The sequence below is a fragment of the Pseudomonas sp. B22(2017) genome (assembly GCF_002113105.1).
GTDB lineage: Bacteria > Pseudomonadota > Gammaproteobacteria > Pseudomonadales > Pseudomonadaceae > Aquipseudomonas > Aquipseudomonas asiatica.
Genome location: NZ_NEJN01000001.1, coordinates 409,436 through 433,402, shown reverse-complemented (window position 1 = coordinate 433,402; position 23,967 = coordinate 409,436). Strand labels below are relative to the sequence as shown.

Annotated in this window: 23 protein-coding genes; 13 read left to right on the top strand and 10 right to left on the bottom strand. The window is 58.6% G+C overall.

The window, feature by feature from the left end; all coding sequences use genetic code 11:
• Positions 1-38: 38 nt before the first annotated feature.
• The 5 genes from CAG18_RS02275 to CAG18_RS02255 all read right to left on the bottom strand — a co-directional run bounded on the left by CAG18_RS02275 (position 39) and on the right by CAG18_RS02255 (position 5,798).
• On the bottom strand, positions 39-1,037 hold the full coding sequence (locus tag CAG18_RS02275) for an ABC transporter substrate-binding protein (protein WP_085720135.1): 999 nt from the start codon (positions 1,035-1,037) through the stop codon (positions 39-41).
• Positions 1,038-1,073: 36 nt separating this feature from the next.
• Positions 1,074-1,841 (bottom strand): ABC transporter permease, encoded by a 768-nt coding sequence (locus CAG18_RS02270; RefSeq protein WP_003258714.1) that lies wholly within the window; start codon positions 1,839-1,841, stop codon positions 1,074-1,076.
• A gap of 26 nt (positions 1,842-1,867) precedes the next feature.
• A complete protein-coding gene (locus tag CAG18_RS02265) occupies positions 1,868-2,695 on the bottom strand; it encodes an ABC transporter ATP-binding protein (protein WP_015270300.1) in 828 nt (275 codons plus the stop codon).
• A 217-nt stretch (positions 2,696-2,912) separates the two neighbouring features.
• A complete protein-coding gene (locus CAG18_RS02260) occupies positions 2,913-4,988 on the bottom strand; it encodes an acetate--CoA ligase family protein (protein WP_085720133.1) in 2,076 nt (691 codons plus the stop codon).
• Positions 4,989-4,991: 3 nt separating this feature from the next.
• Complete coding sequence (locus tag CAG18_RS02255; RefSeq protein ID WP_085720131.1) at positions 4,992-5,798, bottom strand: enoyl-CoA hydratase/isomerase family protein; 807 nt, start codon at positions 5,796-5,798, stop codon at positions 4,992-4,994.
• A gap of 82 nt (positions 5,799-5,880) precedes the next feature.
• Here CAG18_RS02255 and CAG18_RS02250 point away from each other — a divergent pair, with 82 nt between their 5' ends.
• Both CAG18_RS02250 and CAG18_RS02245 read left to right on the top strand, forming a co-directional pair.
• A complete protein-coding gene (locus tag CAG18_RS02250; RefSeq protein ID WP_015270297.1) occupies positions 5,881-6,717 on the top strand; it encodes an IclR family transcriptional regulator in 837 nt (278 codons plus the stop codon).
• A gap of 612 nt (positions 6,718-7,329) precedes the next feature.
• The gene (locus tag CAG18_RS02245; protein ID WP_226989615.1) at positions 7,330-8,580 is read left to right on the top strand and encodes an MFS transporter; all 1,251 of its coding nucleotides are present in this window, start codon (positions 7,330-7,332) and stop codon (positions 8,578-8,580) included.
• A gap of 448 nt (positions 8,581-9,028) precedes the next feature.
• Here the strand turns inward: CAG18_RS02245 and arfB are convergent, their stop codons facing one another.
• Together arfB and CAG18_RS02235 are read right to left on the bottom strand one after the other, a co-directional pair.
• Entirely contained in the window at positions 9,029-9,442 is a 414-nt protein-coding gene (gene arfB, locus CAG18_RS02240) for an alternative ribosome rescue aminoacyl-tRNA hydrolase ArfB (protein WP_015270295.1), read from the bottom strand.
• Between the two features lie 77 nt (positions 9,443-9,519).
• On the bottom strand, positions 9,520-9,942 hold the full coding sequence (locus CAG18_RS02235; RefSeq protein ID WP_085720129.1) for a hypothetical protein: 423 nt from the start codon (positions 9,940-9,942) through the stop codon (positions 9,520-9,522).
• A 165-nt stretch (positions 9,943-10,107) separates the two neighbouring features.
• Between CAG18_RS02235 and CAG18_RS02230 the strand changes: the two genes are divergently transcribed.
• Positions 10,108-11,085 (top strand): LysR family transcriptional regulator, encoded by a 978-nt coding sequence (locus CAG18_RS02230; protein ID WP_224765923.1) that lies wholly within the window; start codon positions 10,108-10,110, stop codon positions 11,083-11,085.
• A gap of 20 nt (positions 11,086-11,105) precedes the next feature.
• On the opposite strand, the gene CAG18_RS02225 is transcribed toward CAG18_RS02230, so the two are convergent.
• Complete coding sequence (locus tag CAG18_RS02225; RefSeq protein WP_015270292.1) at positions 11,106-11,567, bottom strand: Rid family hydrolase; 462 nt, start codon at positions 11,565-11,567, stop codon at positions 11,106-11,108.
• A gap of 263 nt (positions 11,568-11,830) precedes the next feature.
• On the opposite strand from CAG18_RS02225, the gene CAG18_RS02220 reads away from it, so the two are divergent.
• Together CAG18_RS02220 and CAG18_RS02215 are read left to right on the top strand one after the other, a co-directional pair.
• On the top strand, positions 11,831-12,517 hold the full coding sequence (locus CAG18_RS02220) for a hydrolase (RefSeq protein ID WP_013972601.1): 687 nt from the start codon (positions 11,831-11,833) through the stop codon (positions 12,515-12,517).
• 173 nt (positions 12,518-12,690) lie between these two features.
• Positions 12,691-13,143, top strand: coding sequence for a helix-turn-helix domain-containing protein (locus CAG18_RS02215; protein WP_015270291.1), 453 nt, complete (start codon positions 12,691-12,693; stop codon positions 13,141-13,143).
• A 47-nt stretch (positions 13,144-13,190) separates the two neighbouring features.
• Here CAG18_RS02215 and CAG18_RS02210 read toward each other — a convergent pair whose 3' ends face one another.
• Positions 13,191-13,670 (bottom strand): Lrp/AsnC family transcriptional regulator, encoded by a 480-nt coding sequence (locus tag CAG18_RS02210; RefSeq protein WP_003258733.1) that lies wholly within the window; start codon positions 13,668-13,670, stop codon positions 13,191-13,193.
• A 159-nt stretch (positions 13,671-13,829) separates the two neighbouring features.
• On the opposite strand from CAG18_RS02210, the gene CAG18_RS02205 reads away from it, so the two are divergent.
• From CAG18_RS02205 to CAG18_RS02185, 5 genes are all read left to right on the top strand, one after another.
• Entirely contained in the window at positions 13,830-15,656 is a 1,827-nt protein-coding gene (locus tag CAG18_RS02205) for a tyrosinase family protein (RefSeq protein WP_178075686.1), read from the top strand.
• The gene (locus CAG18_RS02200; RefSeq protein WP_085720125.1) at positions 15,653-17,389 is read left to right on the top strand and encodes a hypothetical protein; all 1,737 of its coding nucleotides are present in this window, start codon (positions 15,653-15,655) and stop codon (positions 17,387-17,389) included. Before CAG18_RS02205 ends, CAG18_RS02200 begins: the two co-directional genes overlap by 4 nt.
• A gap of 70 nt (positions 17,390-17,459) precedes the next feature.
• Complete coding sequence (locus tag CAG18_RS02195) at positions 17,460-19,064, top strand: hypothetical protein (RefSeq protein ID WP_085720122.1); 1,605 nt, start codon at positions 17,460-17,462, stop codon at positions 19,062-19,064.
• A 212-nt stretch (positions 19,065-19,276) separates the two neighbouring features.
• Positions 19,277-19,600: a hypothetical protein gene (locus tag CAG18_RS02190; protein ID WP_054571941.1), complete on the top strand. Its 324-nt coding sequence runs from the start codon at positions 19,277-19,279 to the stop codon at positions 19,598-19,600.
• A 65-nt stretch (positions 19,601-19,665) separates the two neighbouring features.
• Positions 19,666-20,043, top strand: coding sequence for an NUDIX domain-containing protein (locus tag CAG18_RS02185; protein WP_054571981.1), 378 nt, complete (start codon positions 19,666-19,668; stop codon positions 20,041-20,043).
• A 45-nt stretch (positions 20,044-20,088) separates the two neighbouring features.
• Here CAG18_RS02185 and CAG18_RS02180 read toward each other — a convergent pair whose 3' ends face one another.
• Positions 20,089-21,042: a GlxA family transcriptional regulator gene (locus tag CAG18_RS02180; RefSeq protein ID WP_054571942.1), complete on the bottom strand. Its 954-nt coding sequence runs from the start codon at positions 21,040-21,042 to the stop codon at positions 20,089-20,091.
• Positions 21,043-21,148: 106 nt separating this feature from the next.
• On the opposite strand from CAG18_RS02180, the gene CAG18_RS02175 reads away from it, so the two are divergent.
• The 3 genes from CAG18_RS02175 (at position 21,149) to CAG18_RS02165 (ending at position 23,960) form a co-directional block, all read left to right on the top strand.
• Entirely contained in the window at positions 21,149-21,946 is a 798-nt protein-coding gene (locus CAG18_RS02175) for an SDR family oxidoreductase (RefSeq protein ID WP_015270283.1), read from the top strand.
• A 20-nt stretch (positions 21,947-21,966) separates the two neighbouring features.
• A complete protein-coding gene (locus CAG18_RS02170; protein ID WP_015270282.1) occupies positions 21,967-22,731 on the top strand; it encodes an SDR family oxidoreductase in 765 nt (254 codons plus the stop codon).
• 221 nt (positions 22,732-22,952) lie between these two features.
• Positions 22,953-23,960, top strand: a complete 1,008-nt coding sequence (locus CAG18_RS02165; protein ID WP_039613412.1) for a zinc-binding alcohol dehydrogenase family protein — start codon at positions 22,953-22,955, stop codon at positions 23,958-23,960.
• Positions 23,961-23,967: the final 7 nt, after the last annotated feature.

Genomic DNA, 23,967 nt, shown 5'->3' with positions numbered 1-23,967 from the left:
CGCCACCGCGGTGATCAGGCAGGAGTTTGCAAGGCGCTTCAGCGCACCTGGGTCAGGTAATCTTCGGCTTTACCAGGGATTTTCTCGTTCTGAATATCACCCAGGAACTTGATCGCACGATTGACTTCCTCATCGGTGAGGTAAGGCGTCTGCGGGAACGACTTGCGATTGTTCTCCCACGCGGCTGCATAAACCTTGTCGTTCACGCCCTCGAAGCGGCTGCGAACTGACTTCATAGCTTCCTGAGGCTGCTCGTTGATGAGTTTCGTGGCATCGCTCAAGGCAGCCAGGAAGGCTTTGACTGTGTCCTGGTTCTCGGTCGCCCACTGACGACGAGCACTGAGTGCAATCGACGGGTAGCCATCAAGCTCAGGTACCATTCCTTCGGACATGTCGAGCAAGGTGTAGCCCTTGTGGTCGATTACGGCGCTATCGGACGCCGGCGACGAAAGCGCGAAGCCGTCGATCTTGTTTTGGGCAAATGCTGCAAGCATCGCCGCACCGTTGTTGAGGTACAGAAGTGTGAAGTCTTTTTCTGCATTCAACTTCGCTTCTTTACCTAGGAAGCGCACGAGGAAGTCTGCGCTTCCGCCGGCGCCGCTGACTGCCAAGCGCAGCCCCTTGAACGCAGCCAAACGTTGCTCAACCGTCGAGTCTGCTGTGAGGCCCAGGCGATCAGCGAGGTCTTGATGGATAACTATGTTGCTTGCGTATTGGCCGACCAAACGACCAAGCAGGGTGATGTCCGCCCCCTTCACCTTCGCGTTGATCGCATTCTGGATAGCACACGAGCAGAACTCGACCGAGCGACTGGCAAGCCCTGAGGCCGCCGCGCCGCCACCTTTGAATTTCACCAGCTCGACATCTAGTCCATGCTTTTTGAACATGCCGCCGTCCAAGGCTACGAACAAGGGCATGTGAACAAACCCCTCCGTACCCAGAGCAACTTTAACCGTTTCGGCAGCCTGCGCGTAAAAGCTGGTTGCACTCATGGCAACGCTCAACCCCAGCGCAGAGAACAGACGCTTGATAGACATGGCAAAGACCTCTTCTTGTTGTTGTGTTGGTTGCAATCAGACGGACAGTTCACGTTCTTCCTGATCTTTTTTCCAAGGCATCAATGACGCTTCCAGTTTGCGCACAGCGGCTTGGAGGATCAGCGCAAGCGAGATGATTGCAATGAGCGCTGCGAACACGCCTGCCGTATCCAGCTGCCCGGCAGCGTCCTGCAGCAGATAGCCCAAGCCTCGGTTGGCGGCCATGATCTCGCCAACGATGGCGCCGATCAGCGCGTACGGGACCGACATCTTGAGGCCGGTAAATACCCACTGAATTGCCGAAGGCAGGACGACTTTGGTAATCAGGTGATGCTCTTTGGCACCCATCAACCGCAGAATTTCCAACTGCTCGCGCTCCACAGCGCGAACACCGCTGTAGGTGTTGAGGAACACCAGGAAGAAGACGATCGTGGCGGTAAGGATGATTTTCATCTCGATGCCGATACCGAACCACATGATGAAGAGTGGAGCCAAAGCGACTTTCGGCAGGCTGTAAATCGAGACAAGAATCGGGTCGAGCAATTTAGCCAGAAGCTCATTGCGACCGAGGATCAGGCCCACCGATATACCTGCACAAGCGCCGAAGAAGAAGCCTACGAGGGTTTCAACCACAGTGATCCAACCATGCGAGAACAGACGGCCACTGGCAACCAGGTCAATGAAGCGGCTCCCGATTTCCAATGGCGAACTCACGAAAAACGGGTCGATCAGCGGGCCTGAAGCGAATTGCCAGGACAGAAAGAGCACAGCAAAAATGGCGACACGGCCGAGGAAGATTTTCATGTTCGTAATTCTCCGGAAGAAGGACCTTAGGCGTCATGAGAGGGAGTGATGAACTCCCAAAGATCGCCGCACAACTCGTGGTAACGCGGGTCCTTGCGTAGCTGGAGAATGTTGCGGTCATCACCTAGAGGGATACTCACGTCGCGAACGATAGTGCCCGGACGTCCAGAGAAGATCAGGCAGCGATCGCCCAATGCCACGGCCTCATCCAGGTCGTGCGTGACGAACAGCACGGTCTTGTTGAGCTGACGGCTAAGCTTGAACAGCTCGGTCTGCATACGCATGCGCAGTTGTGCATCGAGGGCAGCGAATGGTTCGTCCATCAGCAAGGTTTCTGGATCGTAAGCCAGCAATCGAGCCAGCGCAGCGCGTTTGCGCATGCCCCCGGAAAGCTGGCTGGGATACGCTTTTTCATGCCCCTCAAGACCCACAAGGGACAAAAGCTCGCGAATCCGCTCCTGTCGCTTGGCCTTCGGGACACCTTGGATTTCAAGCGGAATGGCGATATTGCCAGTCACATCACGCCATGGCAGCAAATGGTCGCTTTGGGTCATGTAACCGGTACGGCCGTTGATACCTTGAACAGCCTGGCCCCGGTAGAGCACTTCACCTGTTGTAGGCGAGAACAGCCCAGCGACCATGTTCAAAAGAGTGGACTTGCCGCAACCCGAAGGACCGATGATGGTCACCACCTGTCCCTGTTGGATGTCGACATTGATGCTGTGGGAGGCTTGCTTGGCAACCCCCTTCACGGTGAATGACTTCGAAACCTCTCTGAACGAAATGACCGTCGGTGAGACGGCTTTTGCGCCGATAGGCTCGGGTGAAGTGGCACTTTTCAACACGGCGGTCATGACGATACTCCCGGCACGAAGGTGGCGTTCAGCTCAAAAATCTTGGCTGTCACAACTGAAGTGGTCGAAAGAGCGCTGCGCCGTGAAGCGGCGGAATAGAGACTGTTCATAGCGACCTACTTATTTTTATGAGTCAGAAATGAAGCGTTCTTTGATTATGCAATCGTGAGATACGAGGTCAAAGAGGCTGTTCCACAGAATGGAACAGCCGTTCTTTTCACGCGATGATCGTCAAGCCATCTAGAGCGATGACCCCGCTACCCGCAGGACGAACAAGGAGCGGGTTGATTTCCGCCTCGACCAATCGGTCGCCGAGCTGCATGGCCATTTGCGAAAACGCCACGATGCATTTTGCTGCGGCGTCGACATCTGCCTTTGGCATGCCGCGGAAGCCATCCAATAGCGGGTAGGTTTTCAGTTCACACAGCATTTCCCGGGCTTGCTCTTCACTCACAGGCAGAAGACGCAAGGTCGTATCCTGGAAAAGCTCCGCAGTGACGCCTCCCATTCCGAGCAGCAGCGCTGGGCCGAGCTGAGGGTCCCGATGGAAGCCGAGGATCAGTTCCTGCCCACCAGTGACCATCTCCTGGACCAGGAACGACTCCGGGGTGAAGCCGACATGCCCGCCGACTTCATCGCGCATGCGCTCCAAACGATCCCCGATGGTGTCCGAAGAAAGATGCAACGCTACTCCACCCACTTCACTTTTGTGCGGGATCAGTTCCGAGAGCACTTTCAAGGCTACATGCCCGCCAAGTTCGCTCGCAGCCTGCGCTGCCTCCTGCCCGCTTTTCACCACCAGTTCGCGAGTGACCGTGATGCCAAAGCCCGCGTACAAGCGCTTGCTACGCTCTTCATCAAGCGGACCACTTGGCAGTTCTTCCACCCTAGCTGCTGACGGGGCTATATCGGCCGCACTTGCCGAGCTCCCCTGACCGCTCATGACCAAAGCCTTGAGCGCGCTGGCGCAGCTCTCAGGGGCGTTGAACGCAACACCACCCGAGCCGTTGATACGCTGAGCTGCTGCGGGGGCGTGGGGACTGATGTAGGCCAAGACCGGCTTATCCGAACTAGCTAGGCTGTCGCGGATAGCGTCCGCCATCAAATGAGGTTGAGCGACACCCGATGAGCCAACTACGGTGACCACAGCATCATAGTCATCGCTGTCGAGCAGAATGCCGATGGCGCTGCGCATCAACTCTGGCTGCAAGCCTGCCAGGGTCAAATCGATGGGATTACGGTCGAGCACCGCTTGGTCACCGATGTCCAAGTTACGCAGCTTCTCGGCAGTTTCCGGCCCAGGCGCAGGTGTTTCGAAACCGCTCATGCCCAGGTTGTCAGCGATCAGTGTGCCAGCTCCACCGGTCGAGGTCAGGATCGCCACTCGACGGCCATTCATTGATCTTCCGCTTGCCAACGCGAAGGGGATATCGAGCAAATCCGCGAAGGTTTCGGCGCGGATCACGCCAAGCTGCTTGAAGTAAGCGGAGTACAGGTCGTCAGAGCCAGCCAGCGCGCCCGTGTGCGAATTGGCCGCATGAGCACCTGCCTCGGACCGTCCTACCTTGTAAACCACAACTGGCTTACCAGCACTGCGGGCCTTGCGAGCTGCTCGAGTGAATTTTTCGCTGTCGCGCAGTCCTTCGATGTACAGCGCAATGACCGATGTGGTTGGGTCATCAGCGAGGTAGTCGACGAAGTCTGCAACGTCGAGATCCACTTCGTTACTGGTAGAAATGAGCTTCGAGAAGCCAATTCCAGCAGCGACACCGCGAGAAAGAAGCGCGCCCAGGATACCTCCGCTCTGAGAAACCACTGCGACGCGGCCGGGGAGCAGCTGGTCCATGTCCAATGCACCACTTGCAGAGAGGGTCACGCGCTCCGTGAGGTTAACCAGCCCGATAGTATTAGGACCAAGGATTCTCATCGAGCCTCGTGCCGCCTTGAGCTCTTCTTGCCGTTGAGCCCCGGTTGTGCCGGTCTCACCATAACCACCTGCCAGTACGATCGCTGCTGGGCAGCCGCGCGCAGCGAGATCGGCAACAGCCTGGTTGGCCCGCTCTGGACCAAGCAGAATGATCGCGACATCCGGTACTTCCGGCAAAGCATCCACGGAGGGGTAACAGCGCAATCCATCAATTTCCTCGTACCGCGGGTTCACCGGGTACAGCCGGCCCTCGAAGCCGTGCTTGCGAAGAAATGCGATGGGACGGCCGGAGGTTTTTCGAGCATCACCCGATGCGCCGATGACGGCAACGCTGGCAGGGCTGAGAAGGCGTGCAATTTGGTCCATGATTTAGCTCCGCTCTGCCTTGCGAGCAAGGAAGGCGGCAACCGACTCCTGATGCTCGCTGGAGGTGTAGCAGATGCCCTGGGCTTGGCTGCCCATGGAGAAGATCTGGCTCTGAGTCAGCTCAAAGGTGTTGTTCAGGATCGACTTGCTCAGCGCCAGAGCAGTAGCCGAGCCAGCAGAGATCTGCTGAGCCCAATGCTGAGCTGCAGGGAGAAGGTTCTCATGCGGTGCCACGCGATCGATCATCCCGATCTGCTGTGCTTCGAGTGGCGAAACGGCGCGGCCGCTGAAGATCAACTCTTTTGCTTTGCTCAGCCCTACACGGCGTGGAAGGAAGTACAAACCACCGCCATCAGGGATCAGGCCCCGCGCGATGTAACTCATAGCGAACGAAGCTTGCTCGGAGGCGATGATGAAGTCACAGCTCAGCGCCATGTCGCAGCCCAGTCCGGTTGCCGCGCCATTGACTGCAGCGATGGTGGGTTTAGGCAGGTTATGGAGCAGAGACACTGCGTGGTGGACGCGCTGCTGACGCTTCCAGCCGTTGAAAGCTACCGAACCGGCCGGTGCACTCATTCGGGCTTGCATGCCCTTGATGTCGCCGCCGGCGCAGAACCCTTTGCCAGCGCCGGTCAGGATCAGCGCTTTGATGCTGCTGTCCGCCGCGACATGCTCAAGGTGCTCGATGAGCAGCGATCGCATTTCATCGCTTATGGCGTTACGTGCCTCTGGACGGTTGAGCGTCAGGGTTGCAATACCGTCAGTGACGGTAAGGTCGATCGGAGTTGACAATTCCGTGGAAGTCGTCATGCGGTGCCTCTCTTATTATTCGGTTGATTGACCGCCCAGCAATGAGCCAAGCTTGATTCCAATCTGAGGGAGAGTGATTTTCATGACAACGCGACCGTTCCACCTATTGGAACATGGCGAGAGCGGCCTTACCTCCCCTCACATTCCCGGGCAAGGCAAGGCACCGCTCAATCGCTCGCTGGAGCGCGGGCTAGATATTCTTCGCGCCTTCAGACCTGGCAGCGAACATCTGACCAATGGGGACCTGAGCGAGATCACCGGACTATCAAAGTCCACTGTCAGCAGGCTTACACAGACCCTCGTACGGTCTGGTTTCCTGGATTTCGACAGTATTTCCAGGGGCTACAGGCTAGCGCCTTCGGTACTTGGCATGGCTCACTCCATGTACCACGGCAGCTTTCTGCTTCAAGTCGCTACGCCTCTGATGGCCCAGGTGGCGCGAGACCATCAAGTGAATGTTGGCCTAGCCGCAGCGGACGGCGACGAGATGATCTACCTCGAGTCGATACGTTTTAGTAAACGCAAATCTCCGCGAAACGTACTGACCGGCCAGCGGCTGCCCATGGAAATGACATCTTTGGGTAGAGCCTATCTCTCGATCCTGAACGACGCGCAACGACGGCCCCTGATCGAGCTGTTCAGATCAAGACGATGCGAAGCCAGAGCTGAACAGCTCATATCAGATATCGAGGCCGCGATTACCGATGTAGAAAACAACGGCTATTGCGTTGCTTCATGGCAGCCTGAAGTCATCGCTATCGCTACCCCACTGAACCACCCGGTCTACAAGACACACGCTCTGAACATCAGCCTTTCAACGGTCGAAGCTCCCGAAGGAGTCATCGATCGGTATGCTCCAATCCTCCTGTCGCTCGCAGAATCCATCCGAGCATCACTCAACCAGCCCGGGGACGAGTGAGCGGAGAGCATAACTACGCGAGCACTGCCCTTTTGCCCAATCTTCATACAACCGACCAAAAAAAACCGCCTAGCAAACCCGCACGGTAGCTAAGCGGTGTGAGAAAGCCCTGGGCATTAACCAGATGTCATCACCAAGTACTGGAAAAACCTGCCCCTTCAGCGGAACTTAGCAGTTGGCATAAGCCCGATTTGCGAATTTAGCATTGGCATCGCCCATCTCCATTGGCTGTTCCAGAGCCATGACATGCCTGACGCTCCAGAAAACCTAGCCTTTGGCGTTCAGCTCAATCCCAAGCATGAATTTCAACATGTGGGGACCACAGTCCATAGTTAGTCTTGAAGCACCCATATTTTATGTTCATGGCTTGTCAGGGCGACCCGAAGGATAAGTAACAACAAAAAAACAACAAATGCTTTGTTTTCATAAGTAACGATACCAATTAAGCATGGTCCGGGCATGCCGAAAAGTTATAGCAAGTCATGGCTAAAAGGTTTTGGCACTGATCGTTTTCTCTGCTCTATGCTGCCCGACCCTGCCCCTACAAAAATAACGGTTACCTAAATGACAACCTTGACTGCACCCATCGCGCAGGAAAGAGATCCTGCCGAAATACGCGCGTGTAAAAAAGCTGCAATACGACTTATACCGCTACTAGCGCTTGCTTACTTCTTCAACTATTTGGATCGCACAAACGTAGGATTCGCTTCACTAACGATGAACGACGATCTCGGGCTCACAGCGTCGCAGTTTGGCTTTGCTGCAGGGATCTTCTACTTAGGTTACTGTATATTTGAGGTGCCAAGTAATCTGGCACTCTATAAATACGGTGCACGTCGCTGGCTTGCGAGAATCATGATTACCTGGGGATTGTTTGCCGCCGCCACCTCCCTTGCACAAGGCCCTACCAGCTATGCCGCGATTAGGTTACTTGCTGGGATTGCCGAAGCAGGTTTCTTCCCTGGCGTGATCTTCTTCCTTTCGTTGTGGTTCCCCGCTCATTACCGCACGAAGGTCATGGCTTGGTTTCTCTTCGCGATTCCAATGTCCTCCGTGCTCGGCGGCCCCTTGTCTGCCGCCATGTTGGAAATGGATGGTATCTGGGGCTTTGCAGGGTGGCAGTGGTTGCTTGTCTTGCAGGGTCTTCCGGCATGTTTCCTGGGACTCTTGTGTTTGCGTTTGCTGGCCGACAAGCCAGCTGATGCGCACTGGCTCACTCCTGAGGAGAAGCAGGCACTTCAGGCAGTTCTTGATGCCGAGCATGAATCTAAGAGCGCACACAGCTTTAAACAGTCGCTCAAGGATCCGCGGGTTTGGTTGCTCGCAGGAATCCTCTTCAGCTACATCATTGGTATCCTAGGTATCGGTGTTTGGCTTCCACAGATCCTCAAGAGTCACAACTTGACCAATATGCAAATCGGGTGGATCTCGGCTGCCCCTTATGTGATTGCAAGCGCAGCCATGTTGATCTGGGCAAAAGTGCTCGCCAGGAAAAGACGCTACATTCTGCACCTTGCACTAACATGCGGCACGGGCGCGGCTGGCTTCATTTTCTCTGTGGTTTACAGTGACTTACTTCCAGCTCTATTCGGGCTCACAGTAGCATTGATTGGACTCTGCTCCGTGCGGACCTGTTTCTACAGCATCCCGTCGACATTTTTGAGCAAGCAAGCCGCCGCTGGGGGTATTGCTTTCATCAACGCGACTGGCAGCCTTGGTGGCTTAGTAGGACCTTACGCAGTCGGCTGGCTCAAGGATGTCACTGGATCCTTCAGCGCCGGCTTGATGGGCATGGCATTCATGCTTTGCTTGGCTACCGTGCTGACCATCGTTCTTAGCTTCATGGTCAAGGAGAGAAAATAGACGGCTGACTAGGTGATACCGCATGCAGGTGGCCCATGAATAACCTGCATGCGGGGGAGCATTGACCTTACTGGCGACATCCTTCGAGGATGACCGCTTTCGACCCAGAGCTGCCTTTCGGACCTTTCGGAGGGTAGCTTACAATTCGAAGCTGGCGGTGACTGATACCGTAAAACTAGCGACTGGCAGTTGTCCTTTCTAACCAGTCAGCACGAGCCATCTCCCATATTTCGACCTCCATAGGACCAGATACAAAATCCCCTGCCCGCACGTAAGGACGGCGGAGAAGACTAGGTCTATGAACATCAGTCGATGAACAAGCACGTTAATCTCTAGAGCGGTTAGCCAGTAATTTCAGGCTTTTGAGCTGCTTATGAACACCTGACATCGCCCACTTGTTAAATGACGTATTTGGACGCGCACGTTCATAATCTCTTTCACCCAGAGCCTAGAACTCCACCTTGCCTCGACCCGCCTTGACAGTGCTGCGCCTGGCTTTTCCTTCGAGGCGACGGGTCTTCGAGCCGAGGGTTGGCTTGGTGGGACGGCGTTTCTTCTCGGTCTTGCCGGCATTGATGATCAACTCGGCAAGGCGCGCCAGTGCATCCGCACGGTTCTGCTCCTGTGTGCGGTATTGTTGCGCCTTGATGATCAACACGCCGTCGCCGGTGATGCGATTGTCACGCAGCGCCAACAACCGCTCCTTGTAAAACTCGGGTAGCGACGAGGCAGTGATGTCGAAGCGCAGATGCACGGCGCTGGACACCTTGTTGACATTCTGCCCACCTGCGCCTTGCGCGCGGATGTATGTCAGTTCGATTTCGGCGTCTGGCAGGTGCACATTATTAGAGATGGTCAGCATGGCATGGCCCTTGTGATTCCCCTCCATTATCCAGGGTCGCCAAGCAACCATGCCAGTCATTGATGTACGCAGCACCATCACATCAGGCAATAGAACTCCGTAACCTCTGCCACAATCTCTCCCTTCGCATCATAAAGCCTCGCCTCTGGCGTCATGGCCATGGAGCGGGCCTCGAGCACGTAGCGCTGCCCAGCCTTGAAATGCTCGTAGTCGAGGGTCAGGTAGCATTGCCTTACCGTGGTGCCTCCCATCAGGCTGATGCCACCGCCACCATTTACTTCGTAGTCGAACCTGACGACCAATTCATGGCTGCCGGGGCTGACCTCAAAGAAGCGCCCGTCGCGCAGGCGTTGTTTATCCAGGCGTTCGGCCAACAGCACACGGTCATTCGGGAATGGCATCGAGAGATCGACCCAAGCCATCTGTGGGTTGGCAGTTGGCATCGGCGCCTGGCAACCAGCAAATGCAGCGATCGCCAACAACAGTGTCAACTTGCGCATGAGTAATTCCCCAAAGACTCTCGGCTCAACAGACAGGATAACGCCGACAAGTGTTGAGTGTGCATGAAGGGACGACCGAAGCCCCCTCCTTCGCCTTCATGCTGATACTTGGTTCACGCAGCCCCTTCTCGTATGATCGTTGCAATCTGATCTGGAACGGATTTCGTGAAGTCGTCACCTGGAAATGCCCCAACTGCCCCGGCTACCCCCAAGGACGTGAAATGGAACGTGGGCGAGGCTGCCAACCAGCTCTCCTGGGACGACCTGCGGATCATCAAAACGCTCAGTGAGTGTGGCAATCGCGCTGCCACAGCCAAGAAGCTCGGCATCAACGTGTCCACCGTCTCCCGCAGGGTCTCCCAGGTTGAAAAAACACTTGGCGTAGCCTTGTTCGATCACCGCAAATCGGGCTATCTGCTCACCATCGAGGGCGCGGAATTGCGTGCCCTCGCCGAGCGCGTGGAGCTGGACATCGTCAGCGTGACGCGACGCGTTTCGCGCGCCGGCCAGGGGCCACTCGGAAAGCTTCGTATCACTACCAGCGACTCACTGCTGCTTTACTTCCTCACCCCCATCATCGCGGACTTCAAGGCCCTCAATGAAGGCATCACGATTGAGGTGCTGGTGGGCAACGAATCACTGAGCCTTGCGCGAGACGAATCGGATATAGCGGTTCGGGCGACCAGGAAACCCGCCGAAAGCCTGGTGGGCCGCAAACTGGCCACAATCGCCTGGGCTCCGTACGGCAGCAGCAACCACACATCGCCTACTCCTCTGTTCACTGAAGGCCAGGCATGGGTTTCCTATTCCGCAGCGCTACGCGGCCTCAAGGCAACGAGCTATGTCGAAAACAGGGTCGCAGCCGAGTGCATCTCGTACCGCACCGATTCGGTTGCGGCGGCAAGTGCTGCAATCGCGGCTGGCCTGGGAGTGGGTTTCTTGCCCTGCATGCTGGGTGATATCACGCCTGGACTTGAACGCGTCGGCCCGGTGGTGCCGGAGCTGCAGGATGAGCTGTGGCTGCTGACGCACCAGGACATCCGCAAATCGTGGCGAGTCAAAGCGTTCATGACGTTCTGTGCAGCTGCCGTTGCCAACCAGAAGCCGTTGATCGAGGGCCAACTGGTACTCCCGGTCACGTAGAGCGAAACCGGGAGTGCGGGTCACTCTGCGTGTGAGCCAAGTACCGCTTTGCAGGCGATTTCGATCAGCTGTGGGCGCTGGGCAAGCCTCGATACGCCGATGATGTTGCTGGCGCATTGAGGCCGTTCCGTGCCGTAGGCGGCCTTGCGCACCTTGCCGACCACGGCAAAGGCCGCGTCCATGTCCAGTACGTAGAGCGTCTCTTCCACGACATCTTCAAGCGTCGCTCCGTATAGCGCGAGCAGCTTGGCAATATTGTCGTAGGCGGCGCGCATCTGATCCCCCATCGAAGAGAAATCACAGGGCCTGCCGTCACGATCCAAGGGTGCCGGCGCGACCAGGTTCCCTTCCTCGTCATGATTGAACTGGCCCGATACGTAGATCTCGTCCCCTACCCGCCGTGCCTGCGGATACCCGTAGGAATTCTCCCACGGAACGCCCCAATAGGCGGTTTGTTTGTTGAGTGGTTGTGAAGCTGCCATCGCTTTCTCCTGGCGTAAACCGGATCAGGTAGATCCGCGTTTGCGTGCGAATACTAGCAACAGGATGAACAAACGAAGGGCGCATTAATGCGCCTTTGAGAGCGCAAAAGTGCGCCACCGCTTCGCTCTGCGATTGGCTATCTTGTTCTCGGACTCAAGCAACGGGCATCACTGAGGACGTCATCCAGTGCCTCAGCACAGCCTGCAGAAAGCAGGCGCCGTGACTTGTGCGATGACCATCATCCAGCTGACAGGGAACACAAATGAACAATCCGAAAACTGAAGTACTGACCCCATTCAACAGCCAGCTGATCTTCATCGATCAGCAGCCACAGATGGCCTTCGGCGTTCAGAGCATCGACCGCCAGACGCTGAAGAACAACACCGTGGGCCTGGCCAAGGCAGCCAGGATCTTCAATGTGCCCACCACCATCACGACGGTCGAGACTGAAAGCTTCTCTGGGCACACCTACCCCGAGCTGCTCGCCGTCTTCCCCGACGCTCCGCTGCTGGAGCGAACCTCCATGAACTCCTGGGATGACCAGAAGGTGCGTGACGCGCTGAAGAAAAACGGGCGCAACAAGATCATCGTTTCCGGCCTGTGGACGGAGGTGTGCAACACCACCTTCGCGCTGTCGGCGATGAACGATGCCGGCTATGAAATCTACATGGTTGCCGACGCCTCCGGTGGCACCACCAAGGAAGCCCACGACTACGCCATGCAGCGCATGATTCAGGCAGGCGTGGTTCCGGTGACCTGGCAACAAGTGCTGCTGGAGTGGCAGCGCGACTGGAAAAACCGCGATACCTACGATGCCGTCATGGCACTGGTGAAAGAACACTCCGGCGCCTACGGCATGGGTGTCGACTATGCCTACACCATGGTGCACAAAGCACCAGAGCGCGTTCAACACGGCCCAACCCTGGCCCCGGTTGCTGCTGCTGTCTGACCATTGCCAGCCCCTGCCTCCAGGGGCTGTTCATTGACCCGCTGATGGATACGCCGGCTGGCTGAGCCAGGCCATCGAATCGAGCGTTATCGTCTGTAGCCCGCCCGCGGCTGCAGTGGCCTGCTCTGCCCACTCGAAATGTGCGTGCCCACTTCATTGATTAATGGATTTGTATGAACAGCGATCACTGCACTGTGCTGGCGACTGTCGCACTGAAAACGACCGGGCTCCTCAAGCCCTGGCAGGTCACGACTGCCAAGAGGTTGATGCTGGAGAACCTGGACACCGGCATAACGGTTACGGAACTCGCCCAAGCCTGCTCGCTGTCGCGTAGCCATTTCACACGAATGTTCAGGGATACCCTGCATGTGCCCCCGCAGCAGTGGATGCGTGAACAACGGTTGCGCAAAAGCAAGGAACTACTGGGGGGCTCGGGAATGATGCTCGCTGAGATCGCACTGGAGTGCGGTTTCTGCGATCAGTCCCACTTCTGTCGCACATTCGTCAAGGCCGAGGGAATGTCGCCGCAGGCTTGGCAGCGACAAGCGTCCATTCAAACTGAGCCTTTGCTCAATCAAGGAGCACATCTGTACTCTTCCGACGGTACGGCAGCAATCTACCTCTGAATAAATGCTGAGTATCACGAGCGGTTCAAGGTACCGCGCTAGCTTTGTCAGGCATCGACAGCCTGCTGCAGCCCTCCTCCCAGCGGCAATTCGTACGATTTCTTTACCGTGCGCACCACCAACGTCGAGGAGTAAGTGCGAATCGGAATATCTCGGTAGGTGTCGAGAAACCGGTAGATATAGTCGGTGTACTCGGTGGCATCGCGAAACTTGGCAACCATCACGAAGTCGAACTCGCCCGTCATCAGGTAGCAGTCCTGAATCTCCGGGTGGCTGGCCAGGATGTGCTGCATCTTGCGGTCAATGTCGTTGCTGTCGCGGTCCAGCTTCACCAGAAAGAAGGCAGTCACCTGAATGCCAAGCTTGCGCTCGTCCAGTATCGCGACCTTGGCCTTGATGATGCCTGCGCTCTCCAGGCGCCTGATACGCCGGTAGCAACTGGTGGAAGACAGCCCAACGCTGTCGCTCAGCAACTCCAGATTCTGGCTGCAATCCTTTTGCAGCTTTCCCAGAATCTTCAGATCCATGGCGTCTGTCATTTTTCACGTGTCTTCCCTGAAAAACTGCAATGAATCCGCCGCAAGGACGCGCCAATTTGCACGATTCCCTGCGCGCCAGCTCTTTACCATCAAATGAGCTTAGCAGCCTGGCCGAATATGGCCTGCGGGGCGCATGAGAGGGACCTTATGATCATCGCGAAACCGACATGGACCGCGGACATCCACGGCCTTTTTACCGCTCCCTACTGGATTCCCGCTGCGCAGCGCGCGGCCGTGGCAGCCTCCTGGACCGGGTGCATGAACGCCTATTTCGTCTACCTGGACGACCCGGAGTCGGTCAAAACCTGGTCAGAAACCATCTACCAGCACCTGGCCTCGCGCAACATGCCGCTGACCCTCGACCAGCAACAGTTCTGGCCGATCGATGCGCTGGAGACTTTCAGGTTGTGGGTCAACCAGGGCTGGCGCCTGGACGCCGGTTCTCCCTTCGATCTGGCCGAACGCATCCCGCCACCAGACCTGCCCCAATCGGTCAGGCGGGTGAGAAAGGACATCCGCGCCCTGACCTTTGAGGAGCTGAACCTGTACCGCGCCCGCCTGGACGATGTGATGCAGGTGGGCGACCCCGACAGTGGTTCGCCCTGGCAACGTTACGCCTACATCCACACCAACTGGTGCCTGCATTATCAGGAGGCGTTTGCCCTCTGGCACCGGGCCTACCTGTTGTACCTGGAACAACTGATCGACTGTGCCATTCCCTATTGGGACTGGATGGCCGAAGACGCCAGCGTCGACGGCAGCCCACAGGCCGGCCTGCCCCAGGCTTTTCTCGATGAAACCTATGTGCACCCCCACACCGGCGAAACCCGGCCCAACCCCCTGCGCTACGCGGCCGCGAAGGATGGTTGTTCGAAAGTGTGCGCCAACGGTGCGGTCAAAGGGGTGGACTGCCGGTATGTGCAACGCGACCGGTTGTTCTACACCCACGGTGACGACTCGCGTTCGGAGCGCACCCGTTTGTTCGGCATGAGCCGGATTTTCCAGCAACAGGTGGTAGATGCCCTGAAGTTCACCACCTTCAGCCAACCACAAGGTGTGCCCGGTTATCCGTGGGCCAACATCCCGGTGTTCGACCCGCCCCAGAAGGACAGCCTGTACCCCAATCGTGCCCTCAACTTCGACGGCCTGTACGAGCAACCCCACGACAACTATCACGGCTGGATCGGCGGTGACATGGCCGACAACGCCTACACCGCCTTCGACCCAGTGTTCTGCTCCTACCACGCCAATATCGACCGCATGCTCGAGGTATGGATCAGGGCCAACCCCGGGGCGCAATTCACCACGCAGTGTCTGCTCCAGCCGTTCTCCGGCCACGACGCCACGCAGCTCACCTTCACCAGCGCCGACGCCTGGCGCTACACCACCATCGGCGACATGGCCCAGGACAGCCGGCACATCGGCTACGACTACGGCGTGCCGGTGGCCCCACAATTCGGCGCGCCCAAGGCGGCCACCGGCGCCTGCTGCAAGCACAGCGCAAAAGCCGGGCCTGCCGCGGGCAACGCCGCAGGGCCCGGGCCGTGGGTGGTGTTCGATCATGTGCGCTGCACCCATGACACCTATCTGATCGATGTCTTTCTCGACCAGCCCGACGCTGCCACGCAGCACATCAGCGCCGACAACCCCCATTACGTGGGGCGCTTCAGCCGTATCGGCATGGGGCTGGTGGACGACAAGGGCCGGTGCATCACCCACGGCGTGTCCCGTGCACTGAATGCGGCCCGCAACGCTGCTGCGCTGGGCCTTGGCCGCGGCGACGCGGTGCAGTTGTCGCTGGTGGTGACCCACCTCGACAGCGGCCGCGTGCTGACGCCTGACGAATACATGACCTTGCCCGGTTTCATCGCCCAACTGGTGTGGGACGACCCGCGCCAGACCCTCGCCGGCCCGCCCCCGGTCGCCGGCTGCTGCTCTGCTTCCACCTCACGCACATCAGGAGAACCGACATGAGCACGCCCTTCAAGCAGTTCACCTCTCCCGCCGGCCAAGCCCCCAAGGACTACAACAAGCTGGGCCTGGAAGACCAGTTGCCGCAGTTTGAAACCGACTGGAACAACAACCTCACCGGCTGGACCGAATCGTCGATCATCGGCAACCCCTGGTCGGGCCTGAACGACGCCCCCCGCTCGGGTTACTACAACCCGCTGGTGGAAGGTTTCGGCGACGTGACCGCCCCGGCGATCACCTGGGCGCCCTTCCCCAACCGGCTCTGGACGTTCTTCTACAACAACGGTGCAGCGGTCATTCCCCAGCTGGGTGGCAAGGCCATGACCCTGGACCAGGTGATGGCGTTGACCGACCACGGCCAGATCACGCTCGACAACACCCTCTACATGCTCTACGACCCCAACAAGCAAGGTACTGTGCTGCAACTGCCGGCCAAGCGCTGCCCGAGCATCGACTGGAACGGCAAGTACACGGCGTTCTCGCCTTCCGGCCCGCGGGGCTGGCTCGACGAGTACTGCGAGTGGTCGATCGTACGCGATGCCAACGGCAACATGCGCAAGATCACCTTCACCTGCGAAAACCCCGCGTACTTCCTGACCATGTGGCGCATCGACCCGAACGCAGTGCTGGGCCTGTACCGCGACTACATCGACCCGAACGTGCAACTCGAAGACCTGTACCTGCGCTACACCGTCGACTGCCCGACCGGCAAGGCCGGCGACCCGGTCATCGACCCCACCACCGGCAAGCCGGCCTATGACACCGTCAACAAATGGAACGCCGGAACGGCCTGTGTGCCCGGCCAGTACGGCGGTGCGATGCACCTGACCTCCGGCCCCAATACCCTCAGCGCCGAGGTGTACCTGGCCGCCGCCGCCACCATCCTGCGCCCGGTGAGCAGCAGCCAGAACGCCCAGTCGTTGATCTGCTGCGCGCAGTACGGGCAAAACTATCGCAACTCTGATCCGCACATCGGTTTCATGGCCAATACCACGGCGGTGAACAACCGACTGTCGCTGACTAACCCCATTGGCCTGTACTTGCAACAGCCCACCGATTTCAGCGCCTGGAAGGGCCCACAAGGCCAGGACGTGAGCCAGTACTGGCGCATCACGCGCGGTACGGCCAAGTCGGCTGCCAACGGTTCCGACCAGATCCTGCAGGCGGTGTTCGAGGTGCCGGAAAGCGCTGGTTTCTCGATCAATGACATCACCATCAACAACCAGAAGGTCAACTATGTGTGGGTCATCGCCCAACAACTGTTGGTCGGCCTGAGCGTCACCGTCAAGCCGCTCAGCGCCACGCCCCAAGCATTCCCATGCGTGCAGGACCGGGTAGCCGGCCTGCAACCCTGGCCAGTGCAACTGCTGCCGCTGGACCTGTTCTACGGGCAATCCCCCACCGACCTGCCCGCCTGGCTTGCACCGGGTAGCAGCAACCAGTTCGTGCTGGTGGTGCAAGGTGCCGACCCGACTACCACGGCGCAGAATGCCAGGGTGCAATTCTCCAACCCCGGGGTGACGGCGCAGGTAACCCAGTACCTGCCCGACGCGTCGGCCATTCCCGGCCAGACCAACTCGGGCGGCACCCAGGCCTACATTCTGACCATCACGGTCAGCCCCTCCGCAGCACCCGGCCTGGTGGCATTGCGTGCCCTCAACCCGGGTGAAGATGTGAACGTGAGCGCGACAGACCACCCTTGGGAATCTGGCCTGGCGCTGGTGCCTGGCGCCTGAGCCACGCCACTTACGCCCTTCTACCGCCGCACCTTCGGGTGCGGCTTCACAGCTTGCAAGGAGCGCAATGATGTCCAGGTCACGCTTGAGTCTTCTGTCGCTGCTGTGCGGCATTCTACTGTGCCTGTCGACCCCGCAACCCGCCACGGCGGCCACGCTGTCGGACGCCGATACCTGTGTACAGCAGCAATTGGTGTTCAACCCGGCCAGCGGGGGATTCCTGCCGGTCAACAACTTCAATGCCACCAGCCAGGCGTTCATGAACTGCTTTGGCTGGCAGTTGTTCATTGCCTTGAACTGGCCGGTGAACCCCGGTTGGCCGGCCACCGCCAGCCTGGCGGGCGAACCCGACATGCAAAGCACGCTGGCGCAGTTCGGGGTCCCCTCCACACCGGGTCAACCCATGAGCGTGGCCCCGGTATGGGCCAGCTACAAGGACGCCAACGACATCTTCCTGCCCGGCGCCCCCACGCCCACCGGCTGGGGCGTGCAAACCCTGGTACCGTCCGACTGCAGCACCCAAGGTAGCCTCAAGACACTCAAGGTGGGCGCGCGCAAGTTCATGAACGCCACCTCCGAAGGCGCGATCAATGCCTTGCACGGTTTCCACCTGTCGACCGGGACACTTGCCTCCATTCCCGACCCGGTCATGGAAGCGGCCGGCGGCTGGCTGACGGACCAGGCGGGCAAACTGGTGTTTTTTGAACGCAAGGTGGGCAAGGCCGAGTTCGACTACATCGTCGACAAGGGGCTCTACGACGCCGCCAACCAATTGAAGGTCGCGCGAAACCTCGACGGCCAGACACCGGAGGGTCTGTCACTGCCCATCGGCGAACCGATGCGCTCACTGCCTACCTCCCCAGTGCCACAGGAGCAACTGGGCGCGATCGAGCTCAAGGCCGCCTGGCGGGTACTGACTGGCAAACCCGAGCTGTTCGGGCGCTACCTGACTACCGTCGCCTGGCTCAAACGTCCCGACACGCTGGAGTGCACCCAGGAGGTGGTGGGGCTGGTGGGCCTGCATATCATCAACAAGACCCAGGCTTCGCCCAACTTCATCTGGACCACCTTCGAGCAGGTGGACAACGTGCCCGAACCGGCCCAGGTTCCGCCGCAACAAACCCCGCCAAACGGGTTTGCCTTCAACAACCCTGACTGTGGCAACGGCCCCGAGTGCACACCAAACCAAGCCCGTATCCAGTGCAAGCAAACGCATCCCGACAAGGACTGCACCGATCTCTTCCCGCGCGACCAGCCGGTACAGACCACCCGCGAACACCCCGTGCCCGGCGACCTGCAAGCCCTCAACAGCGCGGTACAAGCCAACTTCGCGCAGCACAGCCAAGGCAAGTCGGTGTTCCAGTACTACAAGCTGGTCAACGTACTCTGGACCCTCGCTCCCAACCCGCCCAGCCCGGAACCGGGCGCCAACGCGCAAGTGCCGCTGTCGTACGGGCCGTTCATCAGCCAGGGGAACGTGCCGGTGGCCAACACCACCATGGAGACCTACGTGCAGGGTGATAACTGCAATCAGTGCCATCAGTACGCGACGATTGCCGGCAGCCCGTCATTGGCCTCGGATTTCTCTTTTCTGTTCAACAGTGCCGGCTCCGCCAGCAACAAAAGTCTGATCAAAAGCGTCAAAGCCTTCGAAACCCTCAAGGACCGCCCCTGAACCGCAAAAGGGGCGATCTCCGATCGCCCCGAACAGGGTTTCGCAGATGGCGCTGCCCTTCAGGCACCTTCCTGCCCACACACCAAAATCTCGTACCCCTGAAATTCATGCGTTTAGTCAGCTAGCCAAATATTCCTTGAATACCGCGCGAACGGGCCTCGGTCATAACGGTACACACAGACCTTCCTGTGTTTGACCCGAGGTAAGCGATCATGGCAAACAATCAAGACAAAGGTGGCAACCAGGGCAATGCCGACACCGGCATGGGCAACAATACTGCCGGAGCTGGCCAGCAAGGCGGCCAAGGTTCGGGGGGGCGGATGCCCGGTCAGCAGCAAGGTGGCAGCCAATCCGGCCAAAAACCTGAGGACAAGATGAACAAGGACTGGGAACGTTCCCGTGATACGGGTAGCCAGGGCGGCCAGGGCGGCCAGGGTACGACCGACAAGCAGAGCCAGAACCTGCAAGACAAGGACCGCATGGGTGGTCAGCAAAACCAGGCAGATGATCAGCAGCAGTGGGATAAAGAGCGCTGATAATCAGCAGCGGGCATCAGGGTGATTGCTGCCCTGATGCCACCTCCATGGTACGGGAGGGCATGATGAACAACGCCACAGAACGACACTCGACTGTCATTTGCCTGCAAGCAGGACGTATCCTTTTCGTGCGCAAGCAAGGCGCTGAATGGGCGTTGCCAGGCGGGAAGATTGACCCAGGCGAGCATCACCTGGATACAGCGCAGCGCGAGCTGATGGAGGAAACTTGCCTACCCTTCAATGGTGCTCGATTCCTCAACCATTACGTGCTCGCGGGTGAGGAGCACTACCTCTATCAGTTGCCTGTTGAAACGGGAGCAAAGCCTGCTGCAGATCACGAGATCGTGGAGTGCCGCTGGTTCACTGCCCCAGAGCTTCACGAAGTTCGGGTGAAGCCGTCCAACATCGAGTTGCTTGAACGAGAGCACCTGCTTCCTGTGTAGTGGATCAGAGCCAGAAAGCGCACATCCATCGGGCTGGGTCCGTTGTCATTCAACCAATATGACCCGCCGGGCATCTCTTCGCACGGCTTGAGGCGGGACACCAAATCCACGAATGAACACCTCCCGCATGTGCCGACGGTCCCTGAACCCGGTTTCCTTCGCCACCACATCCAGGCTGTGGCGACTCTGCTCGATCATCAGGCGGGCAGCCTCAAGACGCAGGCTTTCCACAGCCTTGGCAGGTGATTGACCTGTCTCGGCAGTGAATACGCGGGTAAATTGTCGGGGGCTCAAATGCACGGACTCGGCGAGCTCTTCGACACTCAATGGACGGCTCAAATGCTTGCGTGCGTAATCCAGGGCGTTTTGTATCCGATCAGACTTCGGCGAAAGCGCCAGCAACTCGGAATGCTGCGATTGCCCACCGGAGCGGCGCTGATGCATCACCAGCTTGCGTGCCACTGACCTGGCCATCTCGGTTCCCAGGTCTTTTTCCACCATACCCAGTGCCATGTCCAGGGCGGCGGTCATCCCGGCGGACGTCCAGATCTGCCCGTCCACAATGAAGATTCGGTCTTCTTCCACTTCGATCTTCGGGTGCAGTTCACGCAACTTTTTCGCATAGGCCCAATGTGTCGTGGCCCGCCGGTTGTCCAGCACGCCTGCCTGGGCCAACACGAAACAGCCGGTGCACAGACCGGCAGTGCGTCGAGCGCCATCGACAAAGCCTCTGACGCTGGCCAGCACTTCCTCGCCTGGCGGAGTCAGCGGCGTCAGGGTTCCCGTGATCATCCAGGTATCAGCCAGACCAGGAGCGCCCAACGGCAGCGTGTCCATGTACATGCCCAGGGAAGAACGCACCGTGCCGCCGCCGATGGAAAAATTCTGGATCTTGTAAACCGTTTCGCCCGCGACAATGTTCGCGAACTCGAACACGGCCTGCGTCGCCAGCGACATGATCTGGAAACCTTCGGTGATGAGATAGCCGACCCGGTGCATGGTTGGAGCTCCACATTGGATGTCCTGAAAACGTACCATATGTGTCGTTTAAGACAAAGGCGACCTTCTGCATCATGGGCTCCACATCCAACAACGGAGCATGACCATGAAGCAGCAATTCAAAGGCACTGCCCTCATCACTGGCGCCTCTACCGGCATCGGTTCGATCTACGCAGAACGCTTGGCGCGTCGGGGTTACGACCTGGTGCTGGTGGCCCGCAACCGGGAGCGCCTCAATACGTTGGCCAGCCGGCTGACTACGGAAACCCGGCAGAACGTGGAGGTGTTTCCGGCAGACCTGGCAAACACGGATGACCTGGCCAAGGTAGAACGCAAATTGCGCGAGGACGCCAGTATCAGCCTGCTGGTGAACAACGCAGGCATAGGCACCCACACTAGCCTGCTGGAAAGTGATGTCGAGCGCATGGCTGAAATGATCACCCTCAACGTCACCGCCCTCACCCGCCTCACCTACGCGGCCATCCCCGGATTTGTCGCCCGTGCGCAAGGCGCCGTGATCAACATCTCGTCCGTTGTCAGCCTGGCGCCGGAGCTGCTCAATGGTGTGTACGGTGGCAGCAAGGCGTATGTCACCGCCTTTACCCAGTCCCTGCACAAGGAGCTTGCGGACAAAGGCATAAGGATCCAGGCAGTGCTGCCAGGAGCCACCGCCACCGACTTCTGGCAGATCGGCGGCTTGCCGGTCGAAAACCTTGATCCGGGTATCGTGATGTCGGCCCAGGACCTGGTGGACGGTGCCCTGCAGGACTTTGACGACGAGGTACTGATCTCTATCCCCTCGATGCATGACCTGAAGTCCTTCGAACGCTACGAGGCCAGCCGGCAAGCCCTGTTCGGCCAGCTGTCCAGCAATCAGCTTGCCCCTCGCTACAACGCCAACTGAACAATGCAAGGAGACGGATCATGAAACTTAGCGCAAACACCATTTTCATTACCGGCGGTACCTCAGGCATCGGCCGCGCTCTGGCCGAGGCATTCCACCAACGTGGCAATAAAGTGATCGTTGCGGGGCGCCGTCAGGCACTGTTGGATGAAATCGCCCAGGCCAACCCGGGGATCGATACAGTGCGCCTGGACATCAATGATCCGCAGCAGATCAAGGAGGTGGCCCAGGATGTGATCCGCCGCCATCCTGCATTGAACGTGATCATCAACAATGCCGGCGTCATGCCGTTCGACAATCCGGCTTCCGGGGACCTCGACGACGAACAAGCAGTGAGCTTGCTGCAGACCAACCTGCTCGGCCCGGTGCGCGTCAGCGCAGCCTTCGTCGAGCACCTCAAGCGCCAACCGGATGCTTGCATCATCAACAACAGTTCGGTTCTGGCCTACCTGCCGCTGGCGGCCACCGCTTTGTATTCGGCGACCAAGGCCGCCATCCACTCCTACTCACTGTCGCAGCGGTTCAGCCTGCGTGACACCAGCGTCAAGGTACTGGAAATTGCGCCACCTTGGGTGGACACCGATCTGATTCACAAGAGCGGTGATGAGCGTGCCATGCCGCTGGATGATTTTATCCAGGAAACCTTGGTCAAGCTCGAATCCGCAACCACGGAAGTCCTGGTGGATCGTGTCGTCCCGCTGCGAGCCAACCAGGGCCTGAACGAACACGAACTGATTCACCAGTTCAACCTGGCGCTGGTTGAGAACCCGATCCCTGTTGCCTGAACCCAATTCCCGAATCCCGACAACGTTGCGCAGTCTGTTGGCAACGTTCCACCACAAGGCTGCCGATTGCTGCCGCCCGGTCCAAGGGAGCCCTTTCAACCCGGGCGGCAGCTAGCCGATTTTCAGCGAAACGCGGAAAGTGTTCCGGCAATAGCCCGGTTTTTCAGGGGGGCCGACACGATTAGCCTGTTACCACTGTTTACCTGAAAGGTCACATCCCAATGAAAGCAATCGTCTACGACACCCCCGGCCTCCCGATCCAGGATTCCCGATCGTTGTACGAGCACGAACTGCCCAAACCCACGCCCGGCGCCAGGGACCTGTTGGTGGAAGTCAAAGCTATCGCAGTAAACCCGGTCGATACCAAGGTCAGAGCCAGCCGCGGCGGCGCCCATCCCCAGGTGTTGGGATGGGATGCCGTGGGCGTCGTTCGCGAGGTCGGCGCCGAGGTGTCGTTGTTCCAGCCTGGCGACGAAGTGTTCTACGCCGGCGCGATCGACCGCCCGGGCACTTACAGCGAGTTTCACCTGGTCGACGAACGCATCGTCGGGCACAAGCCTCGTACTCTGGACAATGCCAGTGCCGCAGCCTTGCCGCTGACGTCCATCACCGCCTGGGAGCTGCTGTTCGACCGCCTGGGTGTTGAGGAAAATGGCGGCGCTGGCAAGAGCCTGCTGATCATCGGTGCCGGCGGCGGGGTTGGTTCGATCCTGGTACAGCTTGCACGCAAGCGTACCCAGCTCAAGGTGATCGGTACCGCGTCACGGCCTGAAACCCAGGCCTGGGTCAGCGAACTCGGGGCACATCACGTCATCGACCATTCGGCATCCTTTGCCCTGCAACTGGAGCAACTCCAGCTCAACCCAGTGGATTACGTGATCAGCCTGACTCACACCGATGCGTACCTTGCGCAGATCGTCGAAGTCCTGCGCCCACAGGGCAAGCTCGCGCTGATCGATGACCCTGAGCATCTTGATGTCGTGCCGTTCAAGCGCAAATCACTGTCGGTGCACTGGGAGCTGATGTTCACCCGCTCGCTGTACCAGACCGAGGACATGATCAAGCAGCACCATCTGCTGGAAAAAGTCTCGACGCTGGTCGACGAAGGGGTCATCAAGACCACCGTTGGCGAGCACTTCGGCAGCATCAATGCCAGCAACCTCAAACGCGCCCATGCCCTGATCGAAAGCGGCAAGGCAAAAGGCAAGATTGTCCTGGAAGGCTTCTGAGCATTCA

Excerpts from the sequence above, each read along its gene's own strand:
- CAG18_RS02255 (WP_085720131.1), bottom strand. The coding sequence starts at position 5,798 with ATGACGACTTCCACGGAATTGTCAACTCCGATCGACCTTACCGTCACT.
- CAG18_RS02210 (WP_003258733.1), bottom strand. The coding sequence starts at position 13,670 with ATGGATCTGAAGATTCTGGGAAAGCTGCAAAAGGATTGCAGCCAGAAT.
- CAG18_RS02260 (WP_085720133.1), bottom strand. The coding sequence starts at position 4,988 with ATGGACCAAATTGCACGCCTTCTCAGCCCTGCCAGCGTTGCCGTCATC.
- CAG18_RS02215 (WP_015270291.1), top strand. The coding sequence starts at position 12,691 with ATGAACAGCGATCACTGCACTGTGCTGGCGACTGTCGCACTGAAAACG.
- CAG18_RS02220 (WP_013972601.1), top strand. The coding sequence starts at position 11,831 with ATGAACAATCCGAAAACTGAAGTACTGACCCCATTCAACAGCCAGCTG.
- CAG18_RS02250 (WP_015270297.1), top strand. The coding sequence starts at position 5,881 with ATGACAACGCGACCGTTCCACCTATTGGAACATGGCGAGAGCGGCCTT.
- CAG18_RS02185 (WP_054571981.1), top strand. The coding sequence starts at position 19,666 with ATGAACAACGCCACAGAACGACACTCGACTGTCATTTGCCTGCAAGCA.
- CAG18_RS02270 (WP_003258714.1), bottom strand. The coding sequence starts at position 1,841 with ATGAAAATCTTCCTCGGCCGTGTCGCCATTTTTGCTGTGCTCTTTCTG.
- arfB (WP_015270295.1), bottom strand. The coding sequence starts at position 9,442 with ATGCTGACCATCTCTAATAATGTGCACCTGCCAGACGCCGAAATCGAA.
- CAG18_RS02235 (WP_085720129.1), bottom strand. The coding sequence starts at position 9,942 with ATGCGCAAGTTGACACTGTTGTTGGCGATCGCTGCATTTGCTGGTTGC.
- CAG18_RS02195 (WP_085720122.1), top strand. The coding sequence starts at position 17,460 with ATGTCCAGGTCACGCTTGAGTCTTCTGTCGCTGCTGTGCGGCATTCTA.
- CAG18_RS02275 (WP_085720135.1), bottom strand. The coding sequence starts at position 1,037 with ATGTCTATCAAGCGTCTGTTCTCTGCGCTGGGGTTGAGCGTTGCCATG.
- CAG18_RS02180 (WP_054571942.1), bottom strand. The coding sequence starts at position 21,042 with ATGCACCGGGTCGGCTATCTCATCACCGAAGGTTTCCAGATCATGTCG.
- CAG18_RS02205 (WP_178075686.1), top strand. The coding sequence starts at position 13,830 with ATGATCATCGCGAAACCGACATGGACCGCGGACATCCACGGCCTTTTT.
- CAG18_RS02170 (WP_015270282.1), top strand. The coding sequence starts at position 21,967 with ATGAAACTTAGCGCAAACACCATTTTCATTACCGGCGGTACCTCAGGC.
- CAG18_RS02190 (WP_054571941.1), top strand. The coding sequence starts at position 19,277 with ATGGCAAACAATCAAGACAAAGGTGGCAACCAGGGCAATGCCGACACC.
- CAG18_RS02175 (WP_015270283.1), top strand. The coding sequence starts at position 21,149 with ATGAAGCAGCAATTCAAAGGCACTGCCCTCATCACTGGCGCCTCTACC.
- CAG18_RS02165 (WP_039613412.1), top strand. The coding sequence starts at position 22,953 with ATGAAAGCAATCGTCTACGACACCCCCGGCCTCCCGATCCAGGATTCC.
- CAG18_RS02225 (WP_015270292.1), bottom strand. The coding sequence starts at position 11,567 with ATGGCAGCTTCACAACCACTCAACAAACAAACCGCCTATTGGGGCGTT.
- CAG18_RS02265 (WP_015270300.1), bottom strand. The coding sequence starts at position 2,695 with ATGACCGCCGTGTTGAAAAGTGCCACTTCACCCGAGCCTATCGGCGCA.
- CAG18_RS02200 (WP_085720125.1), top strand. The coding sequence starts at position 15,653 with ATGAGCACGCCCTTCAAGCAGTTCACCTCTCCCGCCGGCCAAGCCCCC.